Here is a 24030-nt window from a genome sequence, read left to right as displayed (position 1 = left end):
GCCTGCAGGCGTCGTCCATCGCCCCCCCTGCGTGGTTGCACCACGCTCCCCGGTTGATTCACCATCGGCAGAGAAGGAGAGCGTGATGAACTGGAAGCATGCGGTTTCACTGGCGCTGTTGTTGTCCGTTTCATCAGGCGCAAGTGCTGCGTCTGCGATCACCTACGACAAGGATGGCCGCTACGGCTATTCGATGAACCAATCTTCCCTCACCACTGCGATGCAGCAGTCGCTGCACTACTGCGCAGCGCGATCGCGCAATTGCGGTCAGTCCGCCAGCACCAGCAGCGAAGGCTATTCGGCCATAGCGACCGGCACGATTGCGTTGGGCTTTGCACTGGGTGAGAAGACCGCGGACGCCGCGCAGCGGAAGGCCGAAAGAATGTGCAGGGAACGTGCCAACGACTGCACGCTTGCCTTGCTGTGGCGGGAAACCCCACCTCGCTATCTCGAACCGCCACAGCTGCCCGGTGCGCCCGCTCCGGCACCAGCGGCGACGCCCGCGCCCATGCCAACGCCTGCCATCCGCACCGATCAGCCAGGATAGTCAGCTCCACGCCGGCTGTACTTTCGAGTGTCGGATAAAGAAAAACGCCTGCAGATCGAGGATCTGCAGGCGCTTCTTTGTATCTGGCGGAGTGAGAGGCCGATTCGGCTCTCTCAATAACTCTCAGGGTGTCCGGAAACCGAGGCGTATCAATGCCTGAGACTCCACACCCATACCATCGAGTCTCACGGAATCCGGACCCCAAGCATGGGGCAAACTGTGGGGCACTACTGATGGCAAGACCTACCAACCGACTGAGCGCGCGCGCCGCGCAGACCACTACCAAGGCAGGCTATCACGCAGACGGCGGGGGCCTGTATCTGCTCGTCGGCCCAACGGGAGCGAAGTCATGGGTGCTGCGCTACCAGCGCGGTGGCAGGCGCCGGGAAATGGGGTTGGGGCCAGCCTTGTTGGTCAGCCTGCAGGAGGCCCGAGCATCGGCCCTGCAGCATCGTCGACAGCTGTTGGCCGGCGAAGATCCGATCGAAGCCAGGCGGGCCAGCCGATCGGCCGGTACCACCTTCGGGGAGGCTGCCGACGCTTACATCGCCTCCCACCGCGCCGGCTGGAAGAACGACGCACAGGCCGATCAGTGGGAGCAGTCTCTGCGGACCTACGGCCCTGCGCGTGACACCCCGGTCGGGAGCGTCGACACCCACATGGTGATGGCGTGCCTGCGGCCTATCTGGACCGAAAAGACGGTGACGGCCACCCGCGTGCGTGGGCGCATTGAGCGCGTGCTGGACTGGGCCAAGGTACACGGGCACCGGGATGGCGAGAACCCTGCCCGATGGCGTGGCCACCTGGAGAACCTGCTACCCAAGCCCGGCAAGGTGAACAAGCCCAAGCACCACGACGCCATGCCGTATCGGGACGTACCCGCCTTCATGGCCACGCTGGCCGAGCGGGATGCCCGCACGCGCCGTGCGCTCCGCTTCGTCATCCTGACAGCGGCACGCACTGCGGAGGTGACTGGCGCCGAGTGGTCGGAATTCGATCTGGACCACAAGTTGTGGACCATTCCGGCGGGCCGCATGAAGGGTGGTCGGGACCACATCGTGCCGCTGACCGAAGCGGCGGTGGCGATCCTGAAGCCGCTGTCCCGGAAGGAGCCGCCATTCGCCCTGTCCGAGAACGCGATGCTCTACCTGGTGCAGAAGCCAGCGCCGAAGGGGCTGGGCCTGCCTTTCACCGTGCATGGGTTCCGGTCGAGCTTCCGCGATTGGGCGGCAGAGACGACCGGCCACGCCAATGAGGTGGTGGAAATGGCGCTGGCACATGCCATCAGGAACAAGGCGGAGGCGGCCTACCGCCGTGGGCAGCTTCTGGACAAGCGCCGCCCGCTGATGGAGGAATGGGCCGCGTACCTCGGCCTCAGTTCAGACCCCACGCCGTAGCTGCTGCAGCCCTGCCCTCACCCACGCCTTGCGGGCGTCCTTCGGTCGGGGCTTCGTCTCCGCCGGCGGCTTGGCCGGCTCCAACGCTTCCTTGACTCGCGCTGTGGCGAGCGCGGTCGCTTCGGCCAGGCGCCGGGCCTGATCCTGCTGCTCTCGGGTCGGCGGCAGGCCAGGCAGTGGCGGGGGCGGCTGGATCGGGGTGCTGTCGGTCAGCCGGGCAACTGCCTGGCGCAGGGGCAGGTCGGGGTACAGCCTGGCCGCGCACCAGCGCTCGGCGTAGCGCTTCGCCTGCCGGACATTGGCGGCGCGCACTTCCTTCACCTGCCACATCTTCTGGCCTTCCATCCACAGGCGCACGCCAGGACCGCCATCGGCGGTAACGCTGGCAGTCTCGCGGCCGTTGTACCAAAGCGCCCAGCGCTCTCCGGTCTGGACCCAGCCAGAGGGGATCGGGGCGGCGCGGAAGCCTTGGTAGCCGTGCGAGGGAAGCATGGCCGGAAGGATACGGCCGGCCGTCGCAGATCCTGCGAACGCGGCGGCGACCTGGCTGAATCGTTCGGGATGGGTGCCGGCGCGGCGCTGCTCAGGCGCCATGCCGGGCTGAGCGGCCTGTGGCCCCGGGTCCGGGTCCGGGTCCGGGTCCGGGTCCGGGTCCGGGTCCGGGTCCGGCAAGAACAGCATGCCCTCACAGCCCTGCCCGTGCTGCCGGGAATCACCTTCAGTTGCTCGGCGTTATCCCTACCCAGCCAGATTGTGCTCGTGGAACGGGGCAGTGCTACGTATCCACCGCACACGAGATCCGGCCGGCGCGCTGCTTAGGGCCCGCCGCATTGGACGCTCAAGCACGCCGCCGACACGACACTGCAAATCGTTACCCGGATTACGGTGTGCCGAAACCGTTCTCGGAGTTTTTCATCACCATGTACTTCAAGATCAGCGATACGGTCCAGCCAGAAACCATCTTGAAGTCCCACTCCGGGCCTTTCGTACCAAAGCTAATTTTCTCGCCGCCCAGTCCATGGAGCTGGATGTACGATTGGCGCACGTCGTAGGAAGCAGGATCAACGGCGGCTCGCGCCGCATCGTACTTCTCGACCAAATTGTCGATGTCAGCCTGCTTCAGGGCCCAGCCGGCCTTGTGAGCGAACTTGTTCCTAATTTGGTTGATCGCTGTGGCTGCGAAGCACAGCTCTTTCGGAAAACCTAGCGCGGCCGCCATCGCGACTTTCTGTGAGAAATTCTGAGGGAGAGAGCTTGCGACATCCCACATGCCGTCGGCAACATTCGCCACGAGGAATAGTTCAAGTTGTTGCTCAACTTGGAGCTGTGCCCTCAGAACCGCTCCGAGAACGTCTTCCGTCTCTAAGGCGGCCACCAAATGCTCCAGCCCCAGAGACTCCACCTCTATTCGCTTTGCCATCCATGTCTCCGAAAGATGTGCCGACAAGGCACGCAGGCGCAGCGTGACATGGCAATCCCCTGCTATGTCAAGTTCGCGGGGATCGCTGCAGCAATCGCCATCTTGCTCGTCGGTCACCATCAGGCAACCGTGCGACGCTGGGTGCGCATACCCCTACACGCGCCGGGCACGGGCGGCAGAGCTACCCTCCGGCCATGTGCGGCCGATTCGTCCAGCTCCCCGTTGTCGACTTCGGCCAGACGGGGCTGGCTGACCTTGCCCCCGGCCTGGCCGAGATCCACCCCAGCTACAACCTGGCGCCGACGCAGCGAGCGTCGGTGATCCTGGACCGGGGCGAAGGCCGGCAGGTCACGCGCCTGGCCTGGGGCCTGCTGCCTTTCTGGGCCAAGGCCAAGGGCCTGCAGGGATCGACCATCAACGCCCGGATCGAGACGGTGGCCACCAAGCCCGCCTTCCGAACCGCGTTCAAGAAGCGCCGCTGCGTGATACCGATGGCCGGCTACTACGAGTGGTCGATCAGCCCCGAGGACGGGAAGAAAGACCCGTGGTTCATCCACGCCACCGGGCCGCTGCTCGCCGCCGGCCTGTGGGAGGACACCAGCCCGCTGCTGCCCGACGGAAACCTGGGCACCTTCACCATCATCACCGGCGACAGCAGCGGCGTCTCGGCCGACATCCACGACCGCATGCCAGTCTGGCTCCAGGTTGACCAGATCGATGACTGGATGGCGGCCAGCCCCGACGACGCCATGGCGATGCTGCTGGCAAGCTCGCCTCCATCCATGGAGGCGTACAGGGTCAGCCGCGCAGTCAACACGCCACGAAACAATCGCGAAGACCTGCTCCAGCAGATTGCGTGATGCCTACAACAGGGTGGCCTGGCTGTCGTCCCAGCTTTTGATGATCAACTCCCCGAACTTCCGCCCTCTGCCCTGCCCGCCGCCGATGGTGTAGTCAAGCTGCAGCGGCACCAGGTCGAACCCAGCGAACACCTCCCGGATCTGCGGGTGGTCATTGATCGAGACCACGAAGCGCCCGACCGAGTTGCGCATCAGATCGGCCATCGCCTCGTACTCAGCGAATGGGAACTCGACGCCATAACCCTCCGTCTCCCAGTATGGCGGGTCGAGGTAGAACAGCGTCCCCGGTCGATCGTAGCGCCGCACGCACTCCTGCCATGGGAGGCACTCGATCACCGTATTCGACAACCGAAGATGCACCGCGCTCAGCTCCTCCTCGATGCGCAGGAGGTTCAGTCGCGGGCCTCCGGCAGTGACCACACCGAACGATTGGCCCTGCACCCTTCCCCCAAAGGCGAGTTTCTGGAGGTAGTAGAAGCGCGCAGCACGCTGGATGTCGGTCAAGGTCTCAGGCCGCTCCATCTGCGCCCACTCGAACATTTGCCGCGATACCAGGGACCAGCGGAACATGCGCACGAACTCGTCCAGGTGATGGCGCACGCAGCGGTACAGGGACACCAGCTCGCCGTTGATGTCGTTGAGCACTTCCATCTGGGCCGGGTATGGCCGCATCAGCAGCGACGCGGCGCCGCCGGCAAATACCTCGACGTAGCAGTCGTGGGTTGGGAAGTGCGGATAGAGGTGCTTCAGCAGGCGGCGCTTGCCGCCCGGCCAGGAAATGATGGGCTTGGGCATGGGTTCTCAGTATTTGCGATAGGAGGAGCCGACAATCCCGCCGCTCTCGCGAGGGCGGCAGGGCCACGGCCAATGCCAGGTGCTGAGATCACCTGTGTTGCGGCGCTGCCTGGATGCTTGCCGGCATCTGGGCAGCGCCCTGTTTCGTCAGACGGTCAATTCATAGAGCGGCAGGTTCGGAGCAGCCTCAACCAACCTGCCGCCACGCACCCAGACGTTGTACGGAACCGTCAGCTGCAGCTGCCCAAAGGCGCGCATCTGCACCCCGTCGTAGGTGGTCAAACTGCTGGTGCCATCAGAGTTGTGCGCGGTGACGGTAGCGATCAGCCTCGGGCTGCCACCTACCAGGTCTCCGAATTGATCCCACAGGTCAGTCCGCATCGGTGTAGTGCCTCTCCAGGGTTGCCGTCTGCTCAATCACCACCGCCCGGTCGTCGGCAGACACCTCGATCCGCAGCGACTCGCACTGGCCGTGCCACGTGCCATCAGCACCGACCACCTCCACCAGGTCCAGCGGCAGCAGCAGCCCAACCTCCCCAGCCTTTAGTGGCTTCGCGAACAATGGCACCGTCAGGTCGACGGCAGCCTGCTCTCCGCGATCGCACAGGATGTTCCTCCCCCGCTCCGCGCCGGCTGCCGGCACGGTGATCAAGGGGCTGCTGACCTGCTGGGCGTAAAGGCGCCCCTCCTCTCCCGACTTGCGCACCTTGCACGTGACTCCCTTCCCTGCCAGCTCCCCCGTCACCACCACCGCGTCGTACAACGGCGCGCTGCGCATCTGCAGGCTTTCAGTCAGCACAATGTCCTCCTGCAGTACGTGGTCCGGCTGCGTGGTGCGCCAATCCCACGGACTGACCGGATAGGCAGCCCGCACGCGCATGGAGGGCGCGGCGGGGTCCGACTGGACCACACCCCCACTCGCTTCGGCGAGCGCGCTGATGGCGTCCAGCGGCGTGCTGGCGTCGTAGAACCAAGCGCCTGCCGGCACGCTCCAGTCGACGGTGTCGTATGTGCTGGCGAAGCCGGTATCGGCCAGCTCCTCAGCCACCAGCTGCGCCATGCTGCGATCTTCCGTGGTGGCCTTGACCCGAGCCGGCGCGTACGGCGCTGCCAGGAGAGCGGTACGGGAACGGCCGCTCAAGCGAACGCCGCCGCCGTTGAATTCCCTTTGCTTCTGAAAGCTCTCGATGATCCCCGTCCAGACGTAGCCATTGAGATTGACCTCGAACTGCCTGGGCCCTGCGGCGGTGGGCTTCAGCAGCGCGAGTTGCTGCGGATCTGCCAGCTCGATATCGAACGTCCACCCCCACGTGCCGCGACTGGCACCAAGCGAGATCCGGGTCACCTCGATGGGGACGCGATCAGGGAGGCGGACAAGAGATACGGTGTTGATCACGACATAGGTCCTGCGTTGAGGGCGCACCACGTAGCAAGCGGAGACGCCGAGATTCAGGGGTACAAGGCCCAAAACGCCCACTACGGGGCAGCCGAGGTTCAGACCGACATGGTCTCCTCGCGGGAAAGGATTCTCCGGCTCAGGATCTAGACCATGCTTCGGGCGCACTCCCCAAGGAATTCCCCTGGCAGGCCCCCAAGGCAAGCGACTCGAACGGTAACCAAGCGCGGGATGCCGCCAGATGGGAGAAATCGCAGCGATTGCAGCCGGCGAGCTTCGATGCCACGCGAAGCGACTGGCCGCGGCAGCGCGAGCAAGGGTCCTCCAGGCAGTACTTGCACCCACTGAGGCCGCGCTGGTTGCCTGTCGCCATGCAAAGTACAACTGCCGCTTAGTCAGTCCTAAAGCTCCCCAGCCTTCAGCGCACGTGGCAGCTGCCGCCACCATAGATCCGCGCCAACGCATCTGGCTATGAGCATGCTGGCGCGGAGCGATATCCCACGCCAGCACCTTTGACTGCTGCAACGGCACGGCCTCGCGCCAAGACACGCCAACGCCCGATGTAAGCCGCCCCGCTTCCCCCCAGCCAATACTCACCAAACGCCCAAGTCGTCGTGCAGGTTCCCAACAGATTGAAGTCGACGAGACAATCCCACGGACAACGGGCTCGGGCTGCTCACCGCCACCGTCCGTAACACCAAGGTTGAGACCGACCCACTGCCCGCCCAGCCCCTCAAGAATGCCAAGGCTGAGGCCCACAAAACTACCATCCGTTTTGGTCACGGCTTACTCCATGGTCGCTGGCGTGACCCAGTCCTGGACAGCCGCATTGACGCCACCTCGATCATCTAGACCGACCACCAAGAACGTCATATCCAAGCTGAGCCGTTCAACGCGCCAAGTTCCGTCTGGCCGAGATCGAGTCAAAGCCACGACATCGAAAGAGCGACGATCGAGAACCATAATCCTGCCAACTGACGGCTGATTTAGAATACGCAATCGACCATCAGGCGCCCCTGGATCATTAGTAATCGGCGCCTTTCCCGCCAAATAGCCGCGCCCTGCCCACCTGCTTGCAATTGATACCTTGGCGCGATTGAGCGACTGACCATTCACTGCCACCAGTCACCCCCTTCGAGGAAGATTACCTGCCCCTCTTGCGTTGCGCTTGCCGAGGTCGAAATTCGACCAGTGAAATTGACTGCCAGCAGCGAAACAGCGTCACCCAAGCCATGCCCAGCCGGCTGCCTAACCAATTCAGGAAGAGGACGATTATGCAGGGGCGCAATGATACCAGGAAGCTGGCCTCGCGGTCTGATACCAGATTCAAAAATCTGGACATTACTGAACAATAGCCCTTGACTGACCGGATCAGGATACACCGAAGATAAATTTCCCGCCCCGCCCCAAGCTTGGTTTGATCCATCACGAAAGCCACCCACCAAGTAGGCCGTAACCGCCCGACTCGGACTTTCTACGGTGGATGGCAAATACAGTGAGGGACGACTTGCATCCACGTTTCCATATGAGTTCGAAGTCGTAAAAATGCGCTGATCAAATTCAGTGCTTTCCGAGAATGATGGGAGCTGATGCGTGCCAATGCACCAGTTATTCACATCCCCCGGCTTATAGGAAATAAAATCCCCAAAGAAATAGGGATGATAGTAGTTTCCAGACGGCCACGGATTGATAAAAATATAGACAATCCTGTCATCAGCTATGATCAACCACCTGCGCGCACCACCGTTTAGCTGAGACGATTTTGCCAAAACAAGCCCACTCTGCCCCACCGCCAAAACTGGAGCGGGATTCAAACCAACATCAAATGCCGTCATCGAACCAAACCCCCTAGCGAAGCAGTAGCCAGGAGTGCCAGCAGATGCTGAGTCGTCGATCTGAAGATAGAATCCTGTTCCACTAACCGGGTTATTACGGTATCCCCGCTTGTTGGTAGAAGTGAATTCTCTGGTCCAACCAGCCCCTTCTTTGCGATCGACTCCGGTGCCATAGCCGTCGACGAGGACAGCATCGAGCAAGGCGACCAGGCTTCCAGCTTGACCAGAAAGCTGAGGCGATCCCGAATCGGTACTCATGTAGATGTTCGCCATGTTACTTCTCCCCAGGCACGTTGCCGACGACCTGCAGTCGGGTCGAGTCCGTTTCCCCTTGCGGGATGCCGGGCAGCGTGGTTCGAATCAGCCAGACTGGGGCCAATCCGCCTACGGTATTGAAGCGCACGGCATTATTGGTAGACCAGCCGCCCCCCCACCCTTCTTTGCGCATCAGGAAGTACGGCTGATTGGTTCGCGGGTTCACCGGCGCAAGATCGGACGTGGTACTACCCGAAGCGATCACACCGACCGTCTCACCGATCAGCTCGAACTGCGTCGCGGATGTGAACCGCACAGCCCAACGCTCAGTGATTGCGTCCGCATTGGTCACCACCAGCGGATAGTCGGTGTCGTTGTAGGTGCCAGGGGCCACGCTGCCGGAGGGCGCATCGGCCCATACGTTTGACCAGGCGGCCTGATCAAACAGGTTAACCACCCGCGCCTGCAGATCCAGCGAGCCATTGGCCTCGCCCAGACGCAGGGCGGTACTGATCATCGCCTCGCCCACTGGATAGTCATGGGTCAGGCCGGTGTTGATCTCAATCTCGCCCGTGATCTGCGGCTGCACCACCAGCCGACGATCCTCAACGCGCTCGCTGATCGTGATGGGCAGCGTGTAGGCAGCCAGGTTCAGCGGATCACTGAACTTCAGCGTGCCCACGTCCAGATCAGCCATAAACCATGCCGCATCCACCGGTGCGCCCAGCGAGTCGCGAACCTCGATGGCCGCCACCCGCCCACGACCGAACGAAACGGTCTGGTTTGCCTGGGGCGAAGCCACCACATGCTTGGCGGTGTGGTGAACCAGCACCGTCTGCCCGGGCTTGAAGGCCGGGGCGCGCCCGTCGCTCGGGAGCCGCACCGACGACAGACCGATGACGACCTCCGACAGTGGGATCGAGCGATAGACGACTGCCCCCATGTAGATCGAGCCGGCCAGTACGAGCGCCGGGCGCCAGATCCGGTCGCCCTCCACCAGGTCTGGATCGAACCAGGGCTGGCCCTCATTGCCAGCCACCGGCACCAACTGGCCGAACTGCACCTTTGCTACGCCACTCTCCCAGTCCACGGTGCCCCGGATTTGCGCACCGGTGATCACGCCATTGATGTCAGCCGACGCAGTGAGCATCTCGCCGTCGAGGCGGCTGGCTCGCAGCGTGAACATGCCCGGTCGCAGCGGCGACCCGGGCGCACGGAAGAAGCTGTTGGCAACGCCAGGGTCACCGATGCGCGTCAGCAGAGACTGGATCTGCACGCCGTTGGCGCCGCCGGCCAGCCATTGGGTCAAGTTCACCACGCCAGCGGTGTAGTCGATGGTGCCGGCGTACACACCCGCCCCGGTCAGTGAGTCGACGGTGTGATACAGCCCGCCACTGCGGTCCACGTAGGTCCGTCCACGGAAGCTGAACCTGACGCTGCCTGGCACGATGCTGTCGCTGATGGTCGGTGTCAGCTGCAGGGACACCGGCGGCAGTGGCAACGACTCCTCGGCCGATTCCGTGCCAGCACCGGCCAGCGTCCAGCCAACCGAAACGAGCGTGCCTGCGGAGAACTGTGCCAGCACGTCCACGCGGCCATAGCCCACCACCTTCAACCGCCCCGAGCGCAGTTCGTACTGCGGGTACGACACCTGACGAACCATGAACTTTCCAGCCTGCAGGCTCACCGCGCCGGTGCTGTAATTGATGGCCCCCAGCGCGGTGGTGGCGGCAGTGTCGCCCACCGAGACAGCCACTAGGTTGCCGTTGCCGTCGTCCTTGGCAATGACGCGCATGGGCTGCGGCGCGGAGGACAGATCGTAGGCATCGCGCATCACTGTAATGACCCAGTCCAACATCACCGAGCCCGGCTTGACCGGCCCCCGCGGCAGCGTGAAAGACACCAGGCCGTTTCCATCCGGCACCGGCTGTGGCGCGGCATGAAGCGGCTCACCCCACTCGTAATTGACTGCCACCTGGCTACTGGCGTCGGGCAGCGTCTCCAGCTGCAACAGGCACTCTCCCGTTGCATAGACGATTGAGCCGCGAAGCTGACCAGCGATGAGCAGGCCACCGAGGCCATTGTCCACTACGTTCACATCCGCGCCACCCACCCGCACCGTCAGGCGCACGGTGCCGGGCGCGGCACCGGCATGGCCCAGCATGAACCGCAATGCAGGTGGCTTGATGTTGGTGTCGCCGGCACGGGCCTCGGCAATGATCGATGTACCCCAGGCGCTGATGATGCTGCTGTCCAGGTCGGGCAGTGCACCGGTGGTCAGCACCAGAGAGCCGGTCATGTAGTTGATGGTGCCGCTGCCCTGTCCTGGCTTGCCAACGAGCTGGCCACGACCGTTGTCGGTCAGGCGATACCAGCGCCCGAGCGCGCGGTAGTCCACCACGACAGTGCCCGGCGCCGGCAGCGGCTCCAACTGGGCCAGCCAGACCATACCCTGGTTGTTCTGCGTCACCGCGATCTCATCGGTGAAGCCTTGCATGGGGATGGTGCCGGCCGGTGTCGCGGTGATGCTGACGCTGGTGCCGCCCACACCGGTGGAATGAACCAGCGACACAGCGCCGGTCTGATAATCCACGATACCCGACCAGGGCGTGACCGCTGCAGACGCCAGGCCGCCGGTGCCGTCATCCGAAAGCTCGATGCTGCCTACCAGCACCTTCACGCTGCCGACAGCCATGCCCGTGCCCAGGAAGCGAGTGACGGAAACACCAGCCACGAATGAGCTGGTGAAGCTGAGGGCCAGGCTGTTGGCTGGCCCCGAGGGGACGTGGCTCAGCGTCCCCATGCCAGCAAGAACGTCGCTCACGGCGGTCTCAGCGGTGGACGTTGGCACGATCGGCACATAGGGCGAGTCGATCTGCACGGACAGGTCACCGGGTTTCCCGGCAGCCGTGAGCCGCTTCACGCTGTGGTAGCTGGTGGCATCGACAACGTTGGTCTCATACACACGGGTACCCGGCTTCGTAGCCGAGTAGCGGATGACCTCCTGCCCGTAGAAGTTGAGCAGTAGCGCGTTGACCAGCTCGATCACCAGCACATCGCGCTCGAAAGCGCCTTGGTCGTCGGTGAACGTGCGCGTGGTCCGAGAAAGCACGTTCTTCACCCGCACGTACTGCTCGCCGGGATCGCGCCCCGAGGCAGCCAGTGTCAGCAGGCTCAGGTTGTCGTTGATGTCCGGGCTCGGCGCATCCTTGGTGGTATAGACCTGGATGGTCATCTGCCCGATGAAGTGGTCGCCCAGCAGGATGAATCGCGATTCTGTGCCGCGGGTGATGTAGCTCTCCACCCGGTTCTTGGCGTCCAGGCGCACATCGCTGTAGGAGCCGGTGGCGAACATGGTCACGGTCACACGCGGGTCGGATGGCGGGTCGATCAGCACCGCGATCGCATCCTTCAGAACATCCGGGCCAGGGGTGTCCACATGCACGAACATCTTGCGGAGCGTGGAGCGTCCCGTGGTCCGCTCTTCATCACCGATGTCGGGGAACAGGTTGTTCATAGCGCCATCGACAATCTCGGCCTGGACCATACGGCCGCCGCCATCAGGGTTGTCGGTGAGGCGCTGCGACTGGCGCATCTTGATATCGGTTGCGAGGATCGTCATTGGTCAGACCGTCATAAGGCGAAGGGTGATGGAGAAGAGGTCCGCATCAAGCGCGGGGACAGCAAAGCGGGTGGGATCGACTTCGATGGCCGGCCCATCAGTACGGCGCCACCGCACCTGGAACGACCGCTCGCCGCTGTTGTGGGCAGGCATGATCAGATCCAGCGGCGCCAGGCGGGCCTCGCTCTCACTGGCCTGCAGCGCCCGCAGCACGGGGAGGCTGACGACACCGACGTAGGCAGTACCGTCCCGGGTTGTCTGAAGCGTGATTGGCCGCCCGGCCTGTCGCGCAGACTCTTGGACGATCAAGGCACCCGTCAGGCTTGTGCGCGCCTGCTGCCCAACCTTCCAGGCTGTGAACTCGTCGGTCCATTGAAGGTCGGCCGGCAGTTCGATTCCGGCAAGAACAATGCGGGTCATCAGCCACGCCCCCGCACAGAAACGGCCCTGCTTTGCTGAACCTGGCGCAGGACCAAGGGAGCGACGAGGCCCGCGAGGCGCTGCGCTTGCTGCACCTCGGCTGCGGTGGCACCGGCCACCACCTCCTTCGAAGGCAGCTTCCAGTCAATGACGATGACCTGTTCATTGCTGCCGTTGCTGCCAATACGGGCGGCGTCCGCCCTCGCCTGAGCCTCTGCCTCAGCTTCAGCCTGCTTGCGACGCTCGGCGAGCGCGGCGGCGGCTTCCTGATCTCGCTGCTGCCGCTGCCGCATGACCTGGGCCTCCAGTTGCGCCACCTCTGCGATTTCACCCTTGCCCACGTAGTCGAACTGCCCTGCCAGCCGTTCCTTCGCTGCTTTGGAGAGTTCGTCCTCAGCTTCGGCGGTCGCCTGGAGCTCTGCCTTGTACTCAGCCAGCTGCTTACGCTGGTCAGTAACCCGGTTCAGCGCGTTGGCAAATTGGACAAGCGGGTTGGGCCCGCTGAGCTTGCGCATTGCCTGCAATGCCGATTCGGAGACCTCGCCAATGCTGAACGCCATTCCTTGCGCAGCGGCCCCGGCCTGCCCCATCTGCTTGCCCATTCGTTCGGAGCTACTCCCTACCCGGTCAACCTGGTCCGCCGCACCTCCCGCGCTCTCGCGCACCTCCTCCAGCCGCTCGCGGCTGCGGCTGGCGCCGTCCTGCAGCTGCCGCATTGCCACGTCGCTCACGTCGCCCAGCCGCTGCATGCTGCGCTCGGTGTCGTAGATCGATTCCTGAACCGCGAGCTGGCTGTCGACGTTGTCCCGGCGCCACTGGTCACTGTCTGCAGCTGCAGCACGGGTTGCGTCGGCATATGCACGGAAGGCGCGACGAACGTCTTCCACAGAGGCCTTGCCGCGCGCCGCGCCGTCACGGATCGCTTCGAAGGCGCTCTTGGCGGCGTCGCGCGTTGCATTGAGCGACGCCTGGGACTGGATGCCAAGCCGGGCAAACTCGTCAGCCAGCGGGTCAATGGCAACCTGAATCTCGCGAATGCGAGCGTTCAGCGCGGCGGCCGACCGTGCGGCCGCATCGAAGCCGACCTTACCCTGCCGCCCTGCCGATTCCAGCAGCGCGCCCAGTGTGCGTGCTTCGTCCAGCGTCGCGACCTTGCCAAGCGCTGCCTTGAAGGCCGTCTCGATTTGGACGCCGGTGGCGATCGCGCTCTCAGCCACCGCACCGAAAGCGGCGATCGCATCCTTACCACCAGCGCTGAAGCTGACGCCCATGCGCGATGCGGAAACACCAAGCCGCTCCATTGCAGTAACAAGCGTGGTCTGCAGCACGGCGGCCGCATTGGTGGCGCCCTGCGGCATTGCCTCAAACGCCGACTGGGCCGATGCCTGGAAGCGGAGCAGCTCCTCCCCGGAGAGCTTCTTCAGCGTCTCCAGCAACCCATCGCGCACATTGCGCTCTGCGGCAGCGCCTTGGGAGGCGATGTAGCCCAACGCCGCTCCGACCGCCTCCAGGCTCGCCGTGTCTGCAAAGTTGAGCCCTTCGAACACCTTGCCGATCGATTCCTTCGCGAGCTTGGCGTTCCCGTCGATCCCCGCCAACTGCTGCACCACAAGCTGTGCTGCCGGGCCGATGCCGTTCGTGAGCGCGTCCGCAGCAGTCTGGACGCCACTCCGGAGCGCCGCAAAGCCCGTCGACACCTCCAGCAACTTCTGTGTGACCTGACCCAGCTGCTGCAGCTGCTCAGCCGTCGCGACGCCGGCCTTCTGCTGCATCAGCAGGAAGCCTTCCTGCGCCGTGAGGTACTGCTCCAGACCGGACAGGCGCTTCTCGTAAGCCTGCCGCTCCGCCTCGCCCAGCTTGGCGACTTCCTCGGCTGACTTGATAACCACATCACGGTATGCGACGAAGGACACTGCCTGTTCACGCAGTTGCAGCGCCGAATCGCGGACCTGGCTGATGTAAGCGCGCTGCGCTTCACCGGCACGCTTCAGCGCCGGGTCGTGCTGCTTCCAAATATCCTGCGCCACGGTCTTGAGGACATCCAGACCGCCCATCGCCGCCTCGAGCCCCAGGACGGCGACAGTAATGGGGACTGCCTTCGGCAAACCGCGCAGCAACGCACCGAACCGACCAATTCCCCGGCTGCCGCTTGCGACCGCTGCATTGTTGGCAATCTGCGCGTTCGTGGTTGCGATCAGCGCGGCGCGCCATGCGTTCAGCTGGATCAGGGCCCCCACGATCTTGAACTGCGCGTATGCGGCAGCCATCAGGCCGATCACGCGAGCGTGGTCCACAACCCACTGCGTCGTGCCCTTCACCGCCTCGGCCATGGTGATGATTGCCTGGGCGGTCTGCTTGGCCCAGCGCGACAGGCTGCCATCGGCGGCCAATCGATCCAGCGTGGTCAGCAGGGTGGTGAGCTGTTCCTTGAAGTAGGTCAGCACCCCCTGATCTGCGACCTCCTGCTTCCAATCCTTGAAGCGATCGGTGGCCGTCTTCCACAGGCCGGCGATGGTGCCCACCTTGGCCGCTGCAGCCGCACCACCATACGACTCGGCCAGCAGGTCGAGAATAATCGCCTGAGCCTTAGCCACCTGGCCGGTCGCTTCCAGACTCTTGATCAGCGACTTCTGGCTGTCATCCAGCGTGAAGCCTTGCTTACTCAGGCTCTCCATTGCCTTCGACGGCGTCTGCAGAGCCTTGCCTACGACCTCGGCAGACTGCTCCAGCGACATGCCCAGCCGCTGGGCCTGGTCGATGGTGATCTGCATCGCTGCCGGGAACTGCTCGCCCACGATGTTGGTGTAGGACAGCAAACGTACCTGGGCGGCGCTGATCTGCCCATCGTCAAACAGCCCACTCTGCAGCTGCTGGCGCATGGCGGCCAGGCTCTGCGCGGTGAACTCACTGGTGCGCCCCGTGGCGTGCAAGGCCGCTTCCAGCTGAGCCAGTTCCTGCTCAGCGTCGCTGCCCTCCTTCACGATGGCCTTGATGCCATCAACCACTCGGTTCAGGCCGACGAACGCGATCGCACCAGCGGCGACCGCCTTGAGCTTGCCGAACCAGCTGACCGTGCTCTCCGTGGCGTTTGCCAGGTCGCCGCTGCCGGCGGCGGCATCAGCGGCGCGCTCCCTGTACTCAGCCAACGACTTCGCGGCCGCCTTGCTGGTGTTAGCCTGCTTGCGGAAGGCAGCCTCGCCCTCCTCAATCTGCTGCTTGCGCCGCCGCCCCGCCTCGGCCTCTGCTGCAGCAGCCCGGGCCTGCTCAGTGAGCGCTGCCGCGCTGCGGGCCGCCTCGATACGCAGGCGCTGCTGGTGATCGGCCAGGTTCGCGGTGTTGACGCCGAGCGAAGAGAGCTCGTCGTCGGCTTTGCCTACGGCGTCCCATTGCTCGTTGAGCGCCTTTTTCAGGCGCTCGCCTTCCTTACGTAGATCGCGCTGGGCAGCCAGCACCTCGCGGGAGGGCTTCTCCATCTCCGCGATGCCGAGGCTGAGCGCCAGCGCGGCCTTCTGATTGTCATCAAACTGCTTTTCCAGCTCCGCGAGATCGGCCAGCATGCCGTCGAAGGCATCCGCTTTCGCCGCCGCCTCGTTCAGCCCAGTGAGCGAGTCGAGCAACTTCGTCGCCTTGCCAGCGGTCTCGACCGAGACATCCCCCAGATCGCCAAACGCCGCACGCAGTTCATCCACGCCCTCGCGGCCCTGCGTTTCGATGACGACCCGAATTGCTTCTTCCAGCCGATCAGCCATTGGAGCTTCCGTTGACGCGCCATTGGCGGCGCAGTTCAGTCAGGTAGGTGGTGTGGAAGCGTTCGATCAGCCGGCGACGCGCCTCAAGGGCGCGGCTGTTGCCATCAGCACCCGAGAGCATCTCGAACGGGCTGGGCCCTCGGAGAATGCGAACGGGGCCACGGCCGTGGCGCTTTTGCTGCGCCCGATCCCAGCTGCGCACCCGGATGGCCCTGCGGCCCTTGATCGTCGCAATGAAGGCACCGTCATAGGTCTTCGACTCGCCCACGCCAATGCCGGCCGTGGCACCTCGGGATTTGCGACCGGCCCAGCGACCACCGAACTCGATCAGCGAGATCTGCCGCGTGCTGGCCCAGATCGAAAGGAAGTCGTCCCTGCCACGCTTGCCGGTGCTGTAGCCACGCTCGCCCGTTTCCACGCGATACTTCCCGCGCAGCGCAGAGGCGCGGATGTTGTAAGAGGCGCGGACCTCCTGCGCAGTAGCCGGCCCAGCCCGGCGCTGCAGACCAACGAACGCCCGCTGCACCGACAGGTCGTACCGATTCAGCACCGCGCCGGCCAGGTCGGTCAGGCCATGGAAGCCTTGTGCCCGCCGGCCGCTGACGTAGTACTTGAGCAGGTTGTTATTGCGATTGGAGGCCACGAAGCCCTTCCTGATTCATACCGGGAGAGCGCCGCTCGGGCGCCCTCCCCTTACCGAGGTCACCAGACCGCCTAGCCCGCCGACTGCTCTGCGAGCTTGAACGTGTACAAGTCGCTCTCGCCAGCCTGGAAGATCATCGGTCCGGTGAGCGCCACCTGGACCGGCTCGTCGCTGAACCAGTCAACGTCGCCGTCCACAGTAAGATCGACATTGGGGATGGTGAGCAGGCCTTCATCGCCGCTGATGCGGTCCTGTACATCACCCAAGATCAGGAAGGACTTGCTCGGCGTGGTGCCGCCACTGATGGCGGTCTCCAGATAGGCGTCGTACTGATACGTTCCCAGAACCTTGTCGCCAGCCTGCAGCGCACCTCCAGCCTTCGGAATCAGCAGGCCGTACTTCGGATCGAGGTCGTAATCCGTTCCCTTCACCAGTTCGGTCGCGCCCTTCTTAAAGACCGGAGCGGTGTCAGCCAACAGGAAGTTGTGCGGCAGCTTGACCGGCACATCCGCGCTTTTCACATCAACAGAGACGTCTGTGGCCGTACCAGCGGACACATTGGTAACGACCAGAGTGCCGTACATCATGCGAGCAAGGATGGCCGGCGGCACTTCCAAGGCCGTGATGGACACGTTGGTCACACCGGGATTGGAATCAACGTGGATGATCTGCTGATAGCGTGCATCTCGGCGCTTGCTCTTGATCTCCACCTTGTCGCCAGCCTCGTAGCCGAACGTCAGCGAGGACTGTTCCAGCGGCTGGTTACCGAACTTGTCGGCTGGTTCTGGGATGACGGGAATCCGCGCGCCGTTCGCGCCGTGCTCCCAGAAGCGCAGGTCGCCTGCGAATTTGCGGACTTTGGGCTGTGCCATGGTGGTGTTGCTCCTACGGGTTGGGGACGGGCTCAAAGGTCTCGGTCAGACCAGCCCGCGCGGTGATCTGAGCGACGACGGCGGAATGCCCTGCGTCGTCTTCCAGGGTTTCCATCTGCGTTGCGAGAATCTCGAATGTGGTAACGCCCTTGGGCAGCAGCTTTGTGTTGAAGGTCAACGCGCGAATCAGGTCATGCCTGGCGCGATGTACCAGAAGCCGAGGGTTCTCCTGACCACTGCCGCGCGGCACTTCGAACTCGACGGTGATCGCGGTATCTGAGCTGACCTGAGCACTACCGCCGCCACTGCGTGAGAGTTGATGAACCGAGATGAGAGTGGCTGCATCGGAGTACTGCTCGCTCACCTCATCATCGTCAATGACGATTAACCCGTCGCCGATGTCGGTAAGGAAGCCGGCAGAGGTACGAATCAACCGCACACGATCGCGGAGGAACTCGACCAGCTGCCAGGACAGGGGTTCGGGCCGCTCAACCACGACGCACCAGCCACCGGCTGCGGGAGCCGTCGTCACTGAGCTTCTTCATGTTCACGAAGACTTCGCCAGCGACCTCGATGCGATCGCCCGGCTCAACCTCGACATCGGCTCGCAGGTATGCGACTTCCACGCGCCCGGAAACGAACTGGCGCAGCTCACCGATGGTCTCCACATCGCGGTCGACGTAGACCCGCACGCCATCGGTCACGGCTCCGCTCTTCTCCGACGTCACCCTCGCAGTCGAGACCATGCCGGCGAGGGAAAATGCGCCGTGGATGGTCGCATCCACTTCACGCAGGAAATCCAGCTCGCTCATCGAGAACCTCCCGAACACAGCAGCGCATAGGCCTGGAGCCCCCTCACTTGGGCGTCGCACTGGGCGGCGGCGCCAACAGCTCGGCCCGCACTCTCAATTCGGTCGTCGGCTCGACCATCAGACTGGCTGGCGGCAGCGGCGGCTGCGGACAGCTCGGCGGTGGCGACGGTCGCTTGCCAGCGCTGGTGCAGGCGCTGGTTGCCAGCGCGAAGATCAGCGATAAGGCGATCAGAGGCTTTCTGTGCATCGTCCTTTTCCTTTTCATATGTGGCAGCCAGATGATTGGCTGCTTGAGCGCTTGCGCGTTCCGCTGCAAGCACGTCATTCGCCTCGGCCAGTGCCGTCACGGCGGCATCACGCTCATCGCGAGCTCTGTCTCGGGCAGCGGAGGCGATGTCGGCAGCCCGGTGCGCTTGGGCAAGCGAACCCCTTTGCCAGATGGCCAGGACGCTCAAGCCAAGCAGCAGCGCCAAAAGCACCCGATTCATGCCACAGGCTCCTCGACGGGAGGGACAACCACTCCCAACTGCTTCAGCGCGGACTCCAGCGAGATGACGCGAAGCCTCAGCCGATGAGCATCCTCTTGCGCCTTCATGCGCAAGCGAACCTCTTCGTTGTACTGCTTGACCACCTCCGCCTGGGAGGTCTCCAACGACTTCACCCGCTCAACGAGCCCGTTGAGCAGATCTACGTTGGCGTCGGTTTCGGTGCGCTCTTTGCGGCGCGCAAGAACCGCACCCCACGTTTCCCGGAGCAGCCACAGCGCGACTGCGCTGGCAGCGAGCCACCAAGGAGCGCCAGCCCCTTCTACGCCCCCGATCACTTCAGCGCCTCAGCGATGCCGGCAGCAACCACATCCGCGCTCCAGTACATGCCGCCGTTCTCGTGCTTGGCAATCGCGGTCGCGAGTCGCCCCAAAGTCACGGAGTTGTCCAGCCTGATCACTTCTGACGGCGACACGCCCACGGCAGTTGCAACCTGCTGCACGTATGCGCCGGTGTTGTTCTCCACCGGTGGTGCCCAGCGCCCGATGATCTCCTTCACCGTGCGCAGGCCGTGCTTGCGCTGGTACGTGAGCAGGGTCTTTGCCAGAGCGCGGAACCCGGCCTGCGGGGTCAGAAACACGCAGAAGCGCTGCTCGCGCGCGATGGCTGCGGCGGACCGATCCTCACCCTGCCACGGCGTGCTGGTGCGGTCGATGTTGCCAGGATTGTTGTTGCGTACGCCGCGCGGCGTGCTGGTGGTGCCCATGCGATTCCCCGATGTCGCTGTGGAAGAACCGGCACCGCTCACGCCACCCGGGCATCTGTGAGCGGTGCCGGCCTGTCGATTACGCCTTGGTAGCGTTGCCGGGCGAAAGGCGGACTTCGGCGGTCGTCTGCCCGGTGGAACCGGCAGCCCAGGCAAACGCCGCACCGGTGATGTCGCCGGCCACGGCGGTCGCGGAACTACCGTCGACTGCCTTGGCGCTTGCGCTCCACACCAGTTTTTCACCCTGCTCGAAGACCGCCGTAGGCACCTTCGGCAGCGTGAACACGCCGCCCAGGGCTACGCTGCCCGTCGCGCCGGCGGCGATGTTGACCAGGGCAACCCCCAGCTGATGACCGACGACAACCGCCTGACCCGATGCAACCTGCTGTTCGGTGGTGTTGGTCCAGGGGATCACGTCCCCATCGGATACGAAGTTCTGTGCCATGTCTCAGTGCTCCAGTTGGGGATCAGCCGCAGCGCTGCACGCCGCGATAGTCGAGGGCGGCAATGCCGAAATCGAGGCGGGCCTTCCAGCGCACACCGTCGACGGTGAAGCCTTCCTCGTAGTCCAGGAAGGGTTCGGTGATCCCATCAAGGAATGCGACCTCGATGGCCGGACAGTCGTTCGGATCGGCGAACAGGTACCACTTGTCGTCCTTGATGCGCGCTGTGTCGACGATGTCGCGGAAGAGACCCTGCACCGCGTTCGGGCGCTGCAGCTTTCCTTCAGCGTCCGGGTCGTACTCGGCCTTGTTGGTGACACGCGCGGCACTGCCGTACTTGGTCGGACCGAGCCAGAGTGCCGGCGACAGATCCAGCACATCGTTCCCGCCCACGTCCTTCTGCTGGGCCAGCTGGACGCGCATCGCGTCGACCGAGGTGACGCTCGGCACTGCTGCCGCCAGGATGTTGCCGTGGTCGGCGTGGAAGAGCGTCTTGTTGGAATCCAGCTTCGGATTGCTGGCGAGGAACGCATACGCGTCGGCCTCAATGGTCCGCTTTGCGGCACGACCGAAGGCGGTTGCCAAGCCGAGGAACGCACCCAGGTCGTCGTTGATGATCGCCTGACGCGTCAGGTTGATGGTGTTGCCCTTGGTGCCAGCGGTGATGGTTGCCTTCTCGCCGTCCGGGATCTTCTTGTTCTTGAATTCGCCAGCCTCGGTCAGCTTGTCCAGGTTGCCAATGCTGCCCACGCGGTAGCGCGAATGCTCGCGGAAATCACTGACGGTGCCGGTGACGCACCAGCGGGACCAGGTGTCCGGCGCAACGGCGTAGGCCGCCTGCAGCGCCTTGTGCATCGTGCTTTCGAGCAGCACCGGGAAGTCACTGCCGCTCTGCGTGAACGCGCGGCCGACCAGCTCCAGCTTCGCCATGCCATCGGTGCGTACGCCGCAGCGCTCCAGGCTACGACGGGCCAGGTCCATCAGGGTCAGGCCGCGCACTGGATTGTCACCGGTGAGCGCGAAGATGCGCTTGGTTGCGGGATCGATCACCTGGGCTCGGTGCAGCAGCGCATGCGTCACAGCGGAGCGCTGCAGATCCTGCTCGTCCTCGGTGACGCTGATGCGGTTGATGTTGCCGCCAGCAGCGGCATCGCGCTGCTCCAGCGTGGTCAAGATCAGGCCACGCACGTGGTCGACCGAGTGACCAGCGCGAATCCAGCCAGCTGCATGCTCGGTCTGGCCGTGGCGGGCTGCCAGCTCCACGATGTCGGCTGCGCGCGTGTCACCTTCCGGAGCCTGAGCTGCGGCCGGCGCTGCCGGAGCCGGGGTGTTGTTGATGGGTTCCTGCTGGACCGCCGATTCGGCGGCGCGGGCGGCGGGCTGAGGCATGGTGTGCTCCTGCGACGATGCGCTACGGGTGAATACACAGGGGGTCCCCTGTGCGGGTTGATTGCTGCGGGTACCTGCTGCCGGGTCTGCCGGCACAGTGACGAAGCTGATCTCGCTCGGCGTCCACTCCACCGCGCGGTAGATCGGCAAATCGCCGGGGTTGACGGCGCGCTCGATCTCATAGCGCTGCACGGTGTAACCAACCGAGATATTGCGAATGATTCCGGCACCGATATCGGCGATTACGCCGGCCAGCTCCTCGCGACCGGAGAGACGGATAAGGGCGTGGCCTTCGCCATTGGAGAGCCAGGCGCGATCAACCACTCCCATCTGTGAGCCGATACCCCAGGTGTTATGGCTGTCCAAGACCGGTGCAGCGCCAGACGACAGACGCTCCATGTTGCAGGCAGCCTCATCAACTACCAGCTCTTCCCAGTAGTACGTGTCGTTCCACCAGTCGTAGCGGCGCACTCGGGTACCGGCGGTCCACTGGAGTTCGATCGTGCGTGCCTCGCTATCGAAGCTGGTCGGCTGCAGCTCGGCCTCACGCAACTGCGGGGGCATGAGGCGTGTCGTACCGTCCTGCGTCGGAGCCTGGATTGGCTGGGGCATGGTCATTCCTCGTTGGTTGGTGAGGCGTCGACCAGGCCGGTCCGGGCGCCACTGGATTGAAGGAAAGTCATCAGACCGAGGGCGCCGGTCTCTTTCATCCGCTTGAAGTCCTTGCCCATCTCGACGTAGACCGCATCCGGGTCGTAGCCACGCCGACGCAGCGCTTCACTGGGTGAGTTGAGGCCGGCGCCCATCGCTGCGATTTCCGATTCGATGTCCTGCTTGGGGTTGACGTAGTCCCAGCGCGGCGTGCTCCAGTCGGCAGTGCTTCCCGTGGAACGCACCCCACCGCCAAGCGCAGCTGCTTCGTCAAACCAGCGCCAGATCGGCTTACACATCTGCGGGACGAGCACCAGCCACTGCATCTGCTCGCAATCACGACGGAACTCCATCTGCCGGATGCGGGCACTGGAAAAGTTCACCTCACGCATATCACCGGTGGCCGACTCGTAGGGGACACCGATGCCAGCAGTGATGAGGTGCGCGTTAAACTTGCAGTATTCGACGTATCCCCCTGCCGGCTTTGGCTCGACAGTCTGGAAGGCGGTGGCACCAGTGATGTGGGTGACGCCACCGCTGGGCAGTGGCCCAAGGTCGGTGACCTGGTCGCGATCTGAGCCGAGCTGCGAAGGGCCGTCATCGTCCGCGTTGGACATCGAGTCGATGTCGCCACTGACGATAACGCCAAGCCGCGCTTCCAGGTTCTTCCGCGCCAGCTCGGCGTCTTCGTACAGCATCAGGTCGCGCACTCGCGCGATCACCGGGGCGAAGCGCGTAATGCCGCGTCCCTGCCCGGGGCGGACGGGGTTGTAGAGGTGGATGATGTCGGATGCCGGCACCAACGAACTGCTCAAGCGTACAGAGCCGCGCACAGCCTCACCGGGATGCGCTCCGAACAACCAGTAGCCGCGAATCCGACCGATCGCGTCGTACTCAATGCCGTTGATGATCTGACCACCGCCCGACGCAGACCCGTTCTTGTTCCCGTCCAGCCAGTCGATCTCCAGTACCTGAAGCTGCAGCGGAACCGCGAGACCGTCCGACTGACGCCTGGTGCGGCGGCGAATCATGCTTTCACCGTCCTGCTCCATCGCGCGATACGCAGTAGCCATGAGGCCGTAGATGTCCGACTTTCCATCCGCGTCCGCCACGTCGGCCCAGCGGCCCCATAGGGTGTCCAGCGCCGGAGCGTTCGGCCCTTCGGCCTTGGGAGTAATGCCAGTCCCGATCGTTGCGCTGACCAGCACCTGGAGGGACCGCGCGCAGTACGGAACGTTCTGCACCAGTGCCCGAGCGCGGTTGCGCAGCTCGCGGGCATCCGCCAGGTGATCGGTGTTCGCGCTGGCCCCCGCCCTACGAACACGCCAACCGTCAGTGCGCGAGGCGCCCTCGTAGGCACGTACCGCCTCCAGCGTCGCCCTGGCGCGGTGACGCTTCAGGGCTGCCTGCGGAGAAATGGCGCCGATGACCCTGTCCAGCAGCGAGGCCGCCATGTCAGAAGCCCCTCAGCGTCGTGAAGCGGTAACGGCGCGTGGCCGACTTCCGTCGTCCAGCCGTCGTGGCGGCAACCTCAGCTTCCATGCGGTCCAATGCGGTCAACATTGCTTCGACGGACTGATACGTGATCTGACGATCACCATGCCGAACGGACAACTGGCCGCTGGCGATGGCGGCCTTCAGCCTCTGCACATCGTCTTTAGTCCAGCTCATCA

Annotated in this window: 23 protein-coding genes; 3 read left to right on the top strand and 20 right to left on the bottom strand. The window is 64.1% G+C overall.

Annotated elements, in window-relative coordinates:
• Positions 1-85 precede the first annotated feature (85 nt).
• Both ACZLHH_RS08580 and ACZLHH_RS08575 read left to right on the top strand, forming a co-directional pair.
• Positions 86-547 (top strand): DUF4189 domain-containing protein, encoded by a 462-nt coding sequence (locus ACZLHH_RS08580; protein ID WP_180844142.1) that lies wholly within the window; start codon positions 86-88, stop codon positions 545-547.
• Between the two features lie 233 nt (positions 548-780).
• Positions 781-1944, top strand: a complete 1164-nt coding sequence (locus tag ACZLHH_RS08575; RefSeq protein WP_459056904.1) for a tyrosine-type recombinase/integrase — start codon at positions 781-783, stop codon at positions 1942-1944.
• Here the strand turns inward: ACZLHH_RS08575 and ACZLHH_RS08570 are convergent.
• Positions 1927-2436: a hypothetical protein gene (locus tag ACZLHH_RS08570; protein WP_197610045.1), complete on the bottom strand. Its 510-nt coding sequence runs from the start codon at positions 2434-2436 to the stop codon at positions 1927-1929. The genes ACZLHH_RS08575 and ACZLHH_RS08570 overlap by 18 nt on opposite strands.
• Positions 2437-2824: 388 nt before the next feature.
• Positions 2825-3484, bottom strand: a complete 660-nt coding sequence (locus tag ACZLHH_RS08565; RefSeq protein WP_197610034.1) for a hypothetical protein — start codon at positions 3482-3484, stop codon at positions 2825-2827.
• A 74-nt stretch (positions 3485-3558) separates the two neighbouring features.
• Between ACZLHH_RS08565 and ACZLHH_RS08560 the strand changes: the two genes are divergently transcribed.
• Positions 3559-4224, top strand: a complete 666-nt coding sequence (locus ACZLHH_RS08560) for an SOS response-associated peptidase (protein WP_197610033.1) — start codon at positions 3559-3561, stop codon at positions 4222-4224.
• A 3-nt stretch (positions 4225-4227) separates the two neighbouring features.
• Here the strand turns inward: ACZLHH_RS08560 and ACZLHH_RS08555 are convergent, their stop codons facing one another.
• The 18 genes from ACZLHH_RS08555 to ACZLHH_RS08470 form a co-directional block, all read right to left on the bottom strand.
• Entirely contained in the window at positions 4228-5019 is a 792-nt protein-coding gene (locus ACZLHH_RS08555; RefSeq protein WP_197610032.1) for a DNA adenine methylase, read from the bottom strand.
• Between the two features lie 147 nt (positions 5020-5166).
• Positions 5167-5400: a hypothetical protein gene (locus tag ACZLHH_RS08550; RefSeq protein WP_004152742.1), complete on the bottom strand. Its 234-nt coding sequence runs from the start codon at positions 5398-5400 to the stop codon at positions 5167-5169.
• The gene (locus ACZLHH_RS08545; RefSeq protein ID WP_459056903.1) at positions 5390-6415 is read right to left on the bottom strand and encodes a hypothetical protein; all 1026 of its coding nucleotides are present in this window, start codon (positions 6413-6415) and stop codon (positions 5390-5392) included. The genes ACZLHH_RS08550 and ACZLHH_RS08545 overlap by 11 nt, the downstream gene beginning before the upstream one ends.
• Positions 6416-7527: 1112 nt before the next feature.
• Positions 7528-8523, bottom strand: a complete 996-nt coding sequence (locus ACZLHH_RS08540; protein WP_180844964.1) for a hypothetical protein — start codon at positions 8521-8523, stop codon at positions 7528-7530.
• Between the two features lies 1 nt (position 8524).
• Complete coding sequence (locus tag ACZLHH_RS08535; protein WP_197610031.1) at positions 8525-12127, bottom strand: hypothetical protein; 3603 nt, start codon at positions 12125-12127, stop codon at positions 8525-8527.
• Between the two features lie 3 nt (positions 12128-12130).
• Positions 12131-12547, bottom strand: a complete 417-nt coding sequence (locus ACZLHH_RS08530; RefSeq protein WP_107380159.1) for a hypothetical protein — start codon at positions 12545-12547, stop codon at positions 12131-12133.
• Entirely contained in the window at positions 12547-16296 is a 3750-nt protein-coding gene (locus ACZLHH_RS08525) for a Laminin subunit alpha-2 (RefSeq protein WP_459056901.1), read from the bottom strand. The genes ACZLHH_RS08530 and ACZLHH_RS08525 overlap by 1 nt, the downstream gene beginning before the upstream one ends.
• On the bottom strand, positions 16289-16939 hold the full coding sequence (locus ACZLHH_RS08520; protein WP_459056900.1) for a hypothetical protein: 651 nt from the start codon (positions 16937-16939) through the stop codon (positions 16289-16291). The genes ACZLHH_RS08525 and ACZLHH_RS08520 overlap by 8 nt, the downstream gene beginning before the upstream one ends.
• 71 nt (positions 16940-17010) lie before the next feature.
• Positions 17011-17811, bottom strand: a complete 801-nt coding sequence (locus tag ACZLHH_RS08515) for a phage tail tube protein (protein ID WP_049442279.1) — start codon at positions 17809-17811, stop codon at positions 17011-17013.
• Positions 17812-17824: 13 nt separating this feature from the next.
• The gene (locus ACZLHH_RS08510) at positions 17825-18343 is read right to left on the bottom strand and encodes a hypothetical protein (protein WP_459056899.1); all 519 of its coding nucleotides are present in this window, start codon (positions 18341-18343) and stop codon (positions 17825-17827) included.
• Positions 18300-18623 (bottom strand): head-tail joining protein, encoded by a 324-nt coding sequence (locus ACZLHH_RS08505; protein ID WP_197610028.1) that lies wholly within the window; start codon positions 18621-18623, stop codon positions 18300-18302. The genes ACZLHH_RS08510 and ACZLHH_RS08505 overlap by 44 nt, the downstream gene beginning before the upstream one ends.
• Positions 18620-19111, bottom strand: coding sequence for a lysis system spanin subunit (locus tag ACZLHH_RS08500; protein WP_197610027.1), 492 nt, complete (start codon positions 19109-19111; stop codon positions 18620-18622). Before ACZLHH_RS08500 ends, ACZLHH_RS08505 begins: the two co-directional genes overlap by 4 nt.
• Positions 19108-19446 carry a hypothetical protein gene (locus ACZLHH_RS08495; RefSeq protein ID WP_049442276.1) on the bottom strand — a complete coding sequence of 113 codons (339 nt, stop codon included), beginning with the start codon at positions 19444-19446 and terminating at the stop codon, positions 19108-19110. The genes ACZLHH_RS08500 and ACZLHH_RS08495 overlap by 4 nt, the downstream gene beginning before the upstream one ends.
• A complete protein-coding gene (locus tag ACZLHH_RS08490; protein WP_197610026.1) occupies positions 19443-19874 on the bottom strand; it encodes a structural protein P5 in 432 nt (143 codons plus the stop codon). Before ACZLHH_RS08490 ends, ACZLHH_RS08495 begins: the two co-directional genes overlap by 4 nt.
• A 79-nt stretch (positions 19875-19953) precedes the next feature.
• Positions 19954-20319, bottom strand: a complete 366-nt coding sequence (locus ACZLHH_RS08485) for a DUF2190 family protein (RefSeq protein ID WP_049442274.1) — start codon at positions 20317-20319, stop codon at positions 19954-19956.
• 22 nt (positions 20320-20341) lie between these two features.
• Positions 20342-22270 carry a prohead protease/major capsid protein fusion protein gene (locus ACZLHH_RS08480; RefSeq protein WP_197578045.1) on the bottom strand — a complete coding sequence of 643 codons (1929 nt, stop codon included), beginning with the start codon at positions 22268-22270 and terminating at the stop codon, positions 20342-20344.
• A gap of 50 nt (positions 22271-22320) precedes the next feature.
• Complete coding sequence (locus ACZLHH_RS08475; RefSeq protein WP_197610025.1) at positions 22321-23811, bottom strand: phage portal protein; 1491 nt, start codon at positions 23809-23811, stop codon at positions 22321-22323.
• 1 nt (position 23812) lies between these two features.
• Positions 23813-24028, bottom strand: a complete 216-nt coding sequence (locus ACZLHH_RS08470) for a phage head-tail joining protein (RefSeq protein ID WP_015994693.1) — start codon at positions 24026-24028, stop codon at positions 23813-23815.
• Between the last annotated feature and the right edge of the window lie 2 nt (positions 24029-24030).

The sequence above is a fragment of the Stenotrophomonas sp. 28608_Sma genome (genome assembly GCF_056486185.1).
The sequence above is the reverse complement of the archived record's forward strand: the minus strand, read 5'-3'. Positions and strand labels throughout refer to the sequence as shown.

Coding starts and splice junctions, on each gene's coding strand:
- ACZLHH_RS08580 (WP_180844142.1), top strand. CDS start 86: ATGAACTGGAAGCATGCGGTTTCACTGGCGCTGTTGTTGTCCGTTTCA.
- ACZLHH_RS08575 (WP_459056904.1), top strand. CDS start 781: ATGGCAAGACCTACCAACCGACTGAGCGCGCGCGCCGCGCAGACCACT.
- ACZLHH_RS08570 (WP_197610045.1), bottom strand. CDS start 2,436: ATGCTTCCCTCGCACGGCTACCAAGGCTTCCGCGCCGCCCCGATCCCC.
- ACZLHH_RS08565 (WP_197610034.1), bottom strand. CDS start 3,484: ATGGTGACCGACGAGCAAGATGGCGATTGCTGCAGCGATCCCCGCGAA.
- ACZLHH_RS08560 (WP_197610033.1), top strand. CDS start 3,559: ATGTGCGGCCGATTCGTCCAGCTCCCCGTTGTCGACTTCGGCCAGACG.
- ACZLHH_RS08555 (WP_197610032.1), bottom strand. CDS start 5,019: ATGCCCAAGCCCATCATTTCCTGGCCGGGCGGCAAGCGCCGCCTGCTG.
- ACZLHH_RS08550 (WP_004152742.1), bottom strand. CDS start 5,400: ATGCGGACTGACCTGTGGGATCAATTCGGAGACCTGGTAGGTGGCAGC.
- ACZLHH_RS08540 (WP_180844964.1), bottom strand. CDS start 8,523: ATGGCGAACATCTACATGAGTACCGATTCGGGATCGCCTCAGCTTTCT.
- ACZLHH_RS08535 (WP_197610031.1), bottom strand. CDS start 12,127: ATGACGATCCTCGCAACCGATATCAAGATGCGCCAGTCGCAGCGCCTC.
- ACZLHH_RS08530 (WP_107380159.1), bottom strand. CDS start 12,547: ATGACCCGCATTGTTCTTGCCGGAATCGAACTGCCGGCCGACCTTCAA.
- ACZLHH_RS08525 (WP_459056901.1), bottom strand. CDS start 16,296: ATGGCTGATCGGCTGGAAGAAGCAATTCGGGTCGTCATCGAAACGCAG.
- ACZLHH_RS08515 (WP_049442279.1), bottom strand. CDS start 17,811: ATGGCACAGCCCAAAGTCCGCAAATTCGCAGGCGACCTGCGCTTCTGG.
- ACZLHH_RS08505 (WP_197610028.1), bottom strand. CDS start 18,623: ATGAGCGAGCTGGATTTCCTGCGTGAAGTGGATGCGACCATCCACGGC.
- ACZLHH_RS08500 (WP_197610027.1), bottom strand. CDS start 19,111: ATGAATCGGGTGCTTTTGGCGCTGCTGCTTGGCTTGAGCGTCCTGGCC.
- ACZLHH_RS08490 (WP_197610026.1), bottom strand. CDS start 19,874: ATGGGCACCACCAGCACGCCGCGCGGCGTACGCAACAACAATCCTGGC.
- ACZLHH_RS08485 (WP_049442274.1), bottom strand. CDS start 20,319: ATGGCACAGAACTTCGTATCCGATGGGGACGTGATCCCCTGGACCAAC.
- ACZLHH_RS08480 (WP_197578045.1), bottom strand. CDS start 22,270: ATGCCCCCGCAGTTGCGTGAGGCCGAGCTGCAGCCGACCAGCTTCGAT.
- ACZLHH_RS08475 (WP_197610025.1), bottom strand. CDS start 23,811: ATGGCGGCCTCGCTGCTGGACAGGGTCATCGGCGCCATTTCTCCGCAG.
- ACZLHH_RS08470 (WP_015994693.1), bottom strand. CDS start 24,028: ATGAGCTGGACTAAAGACGATGTGCAGAGGCTGAAGGCCGCCATCGCC.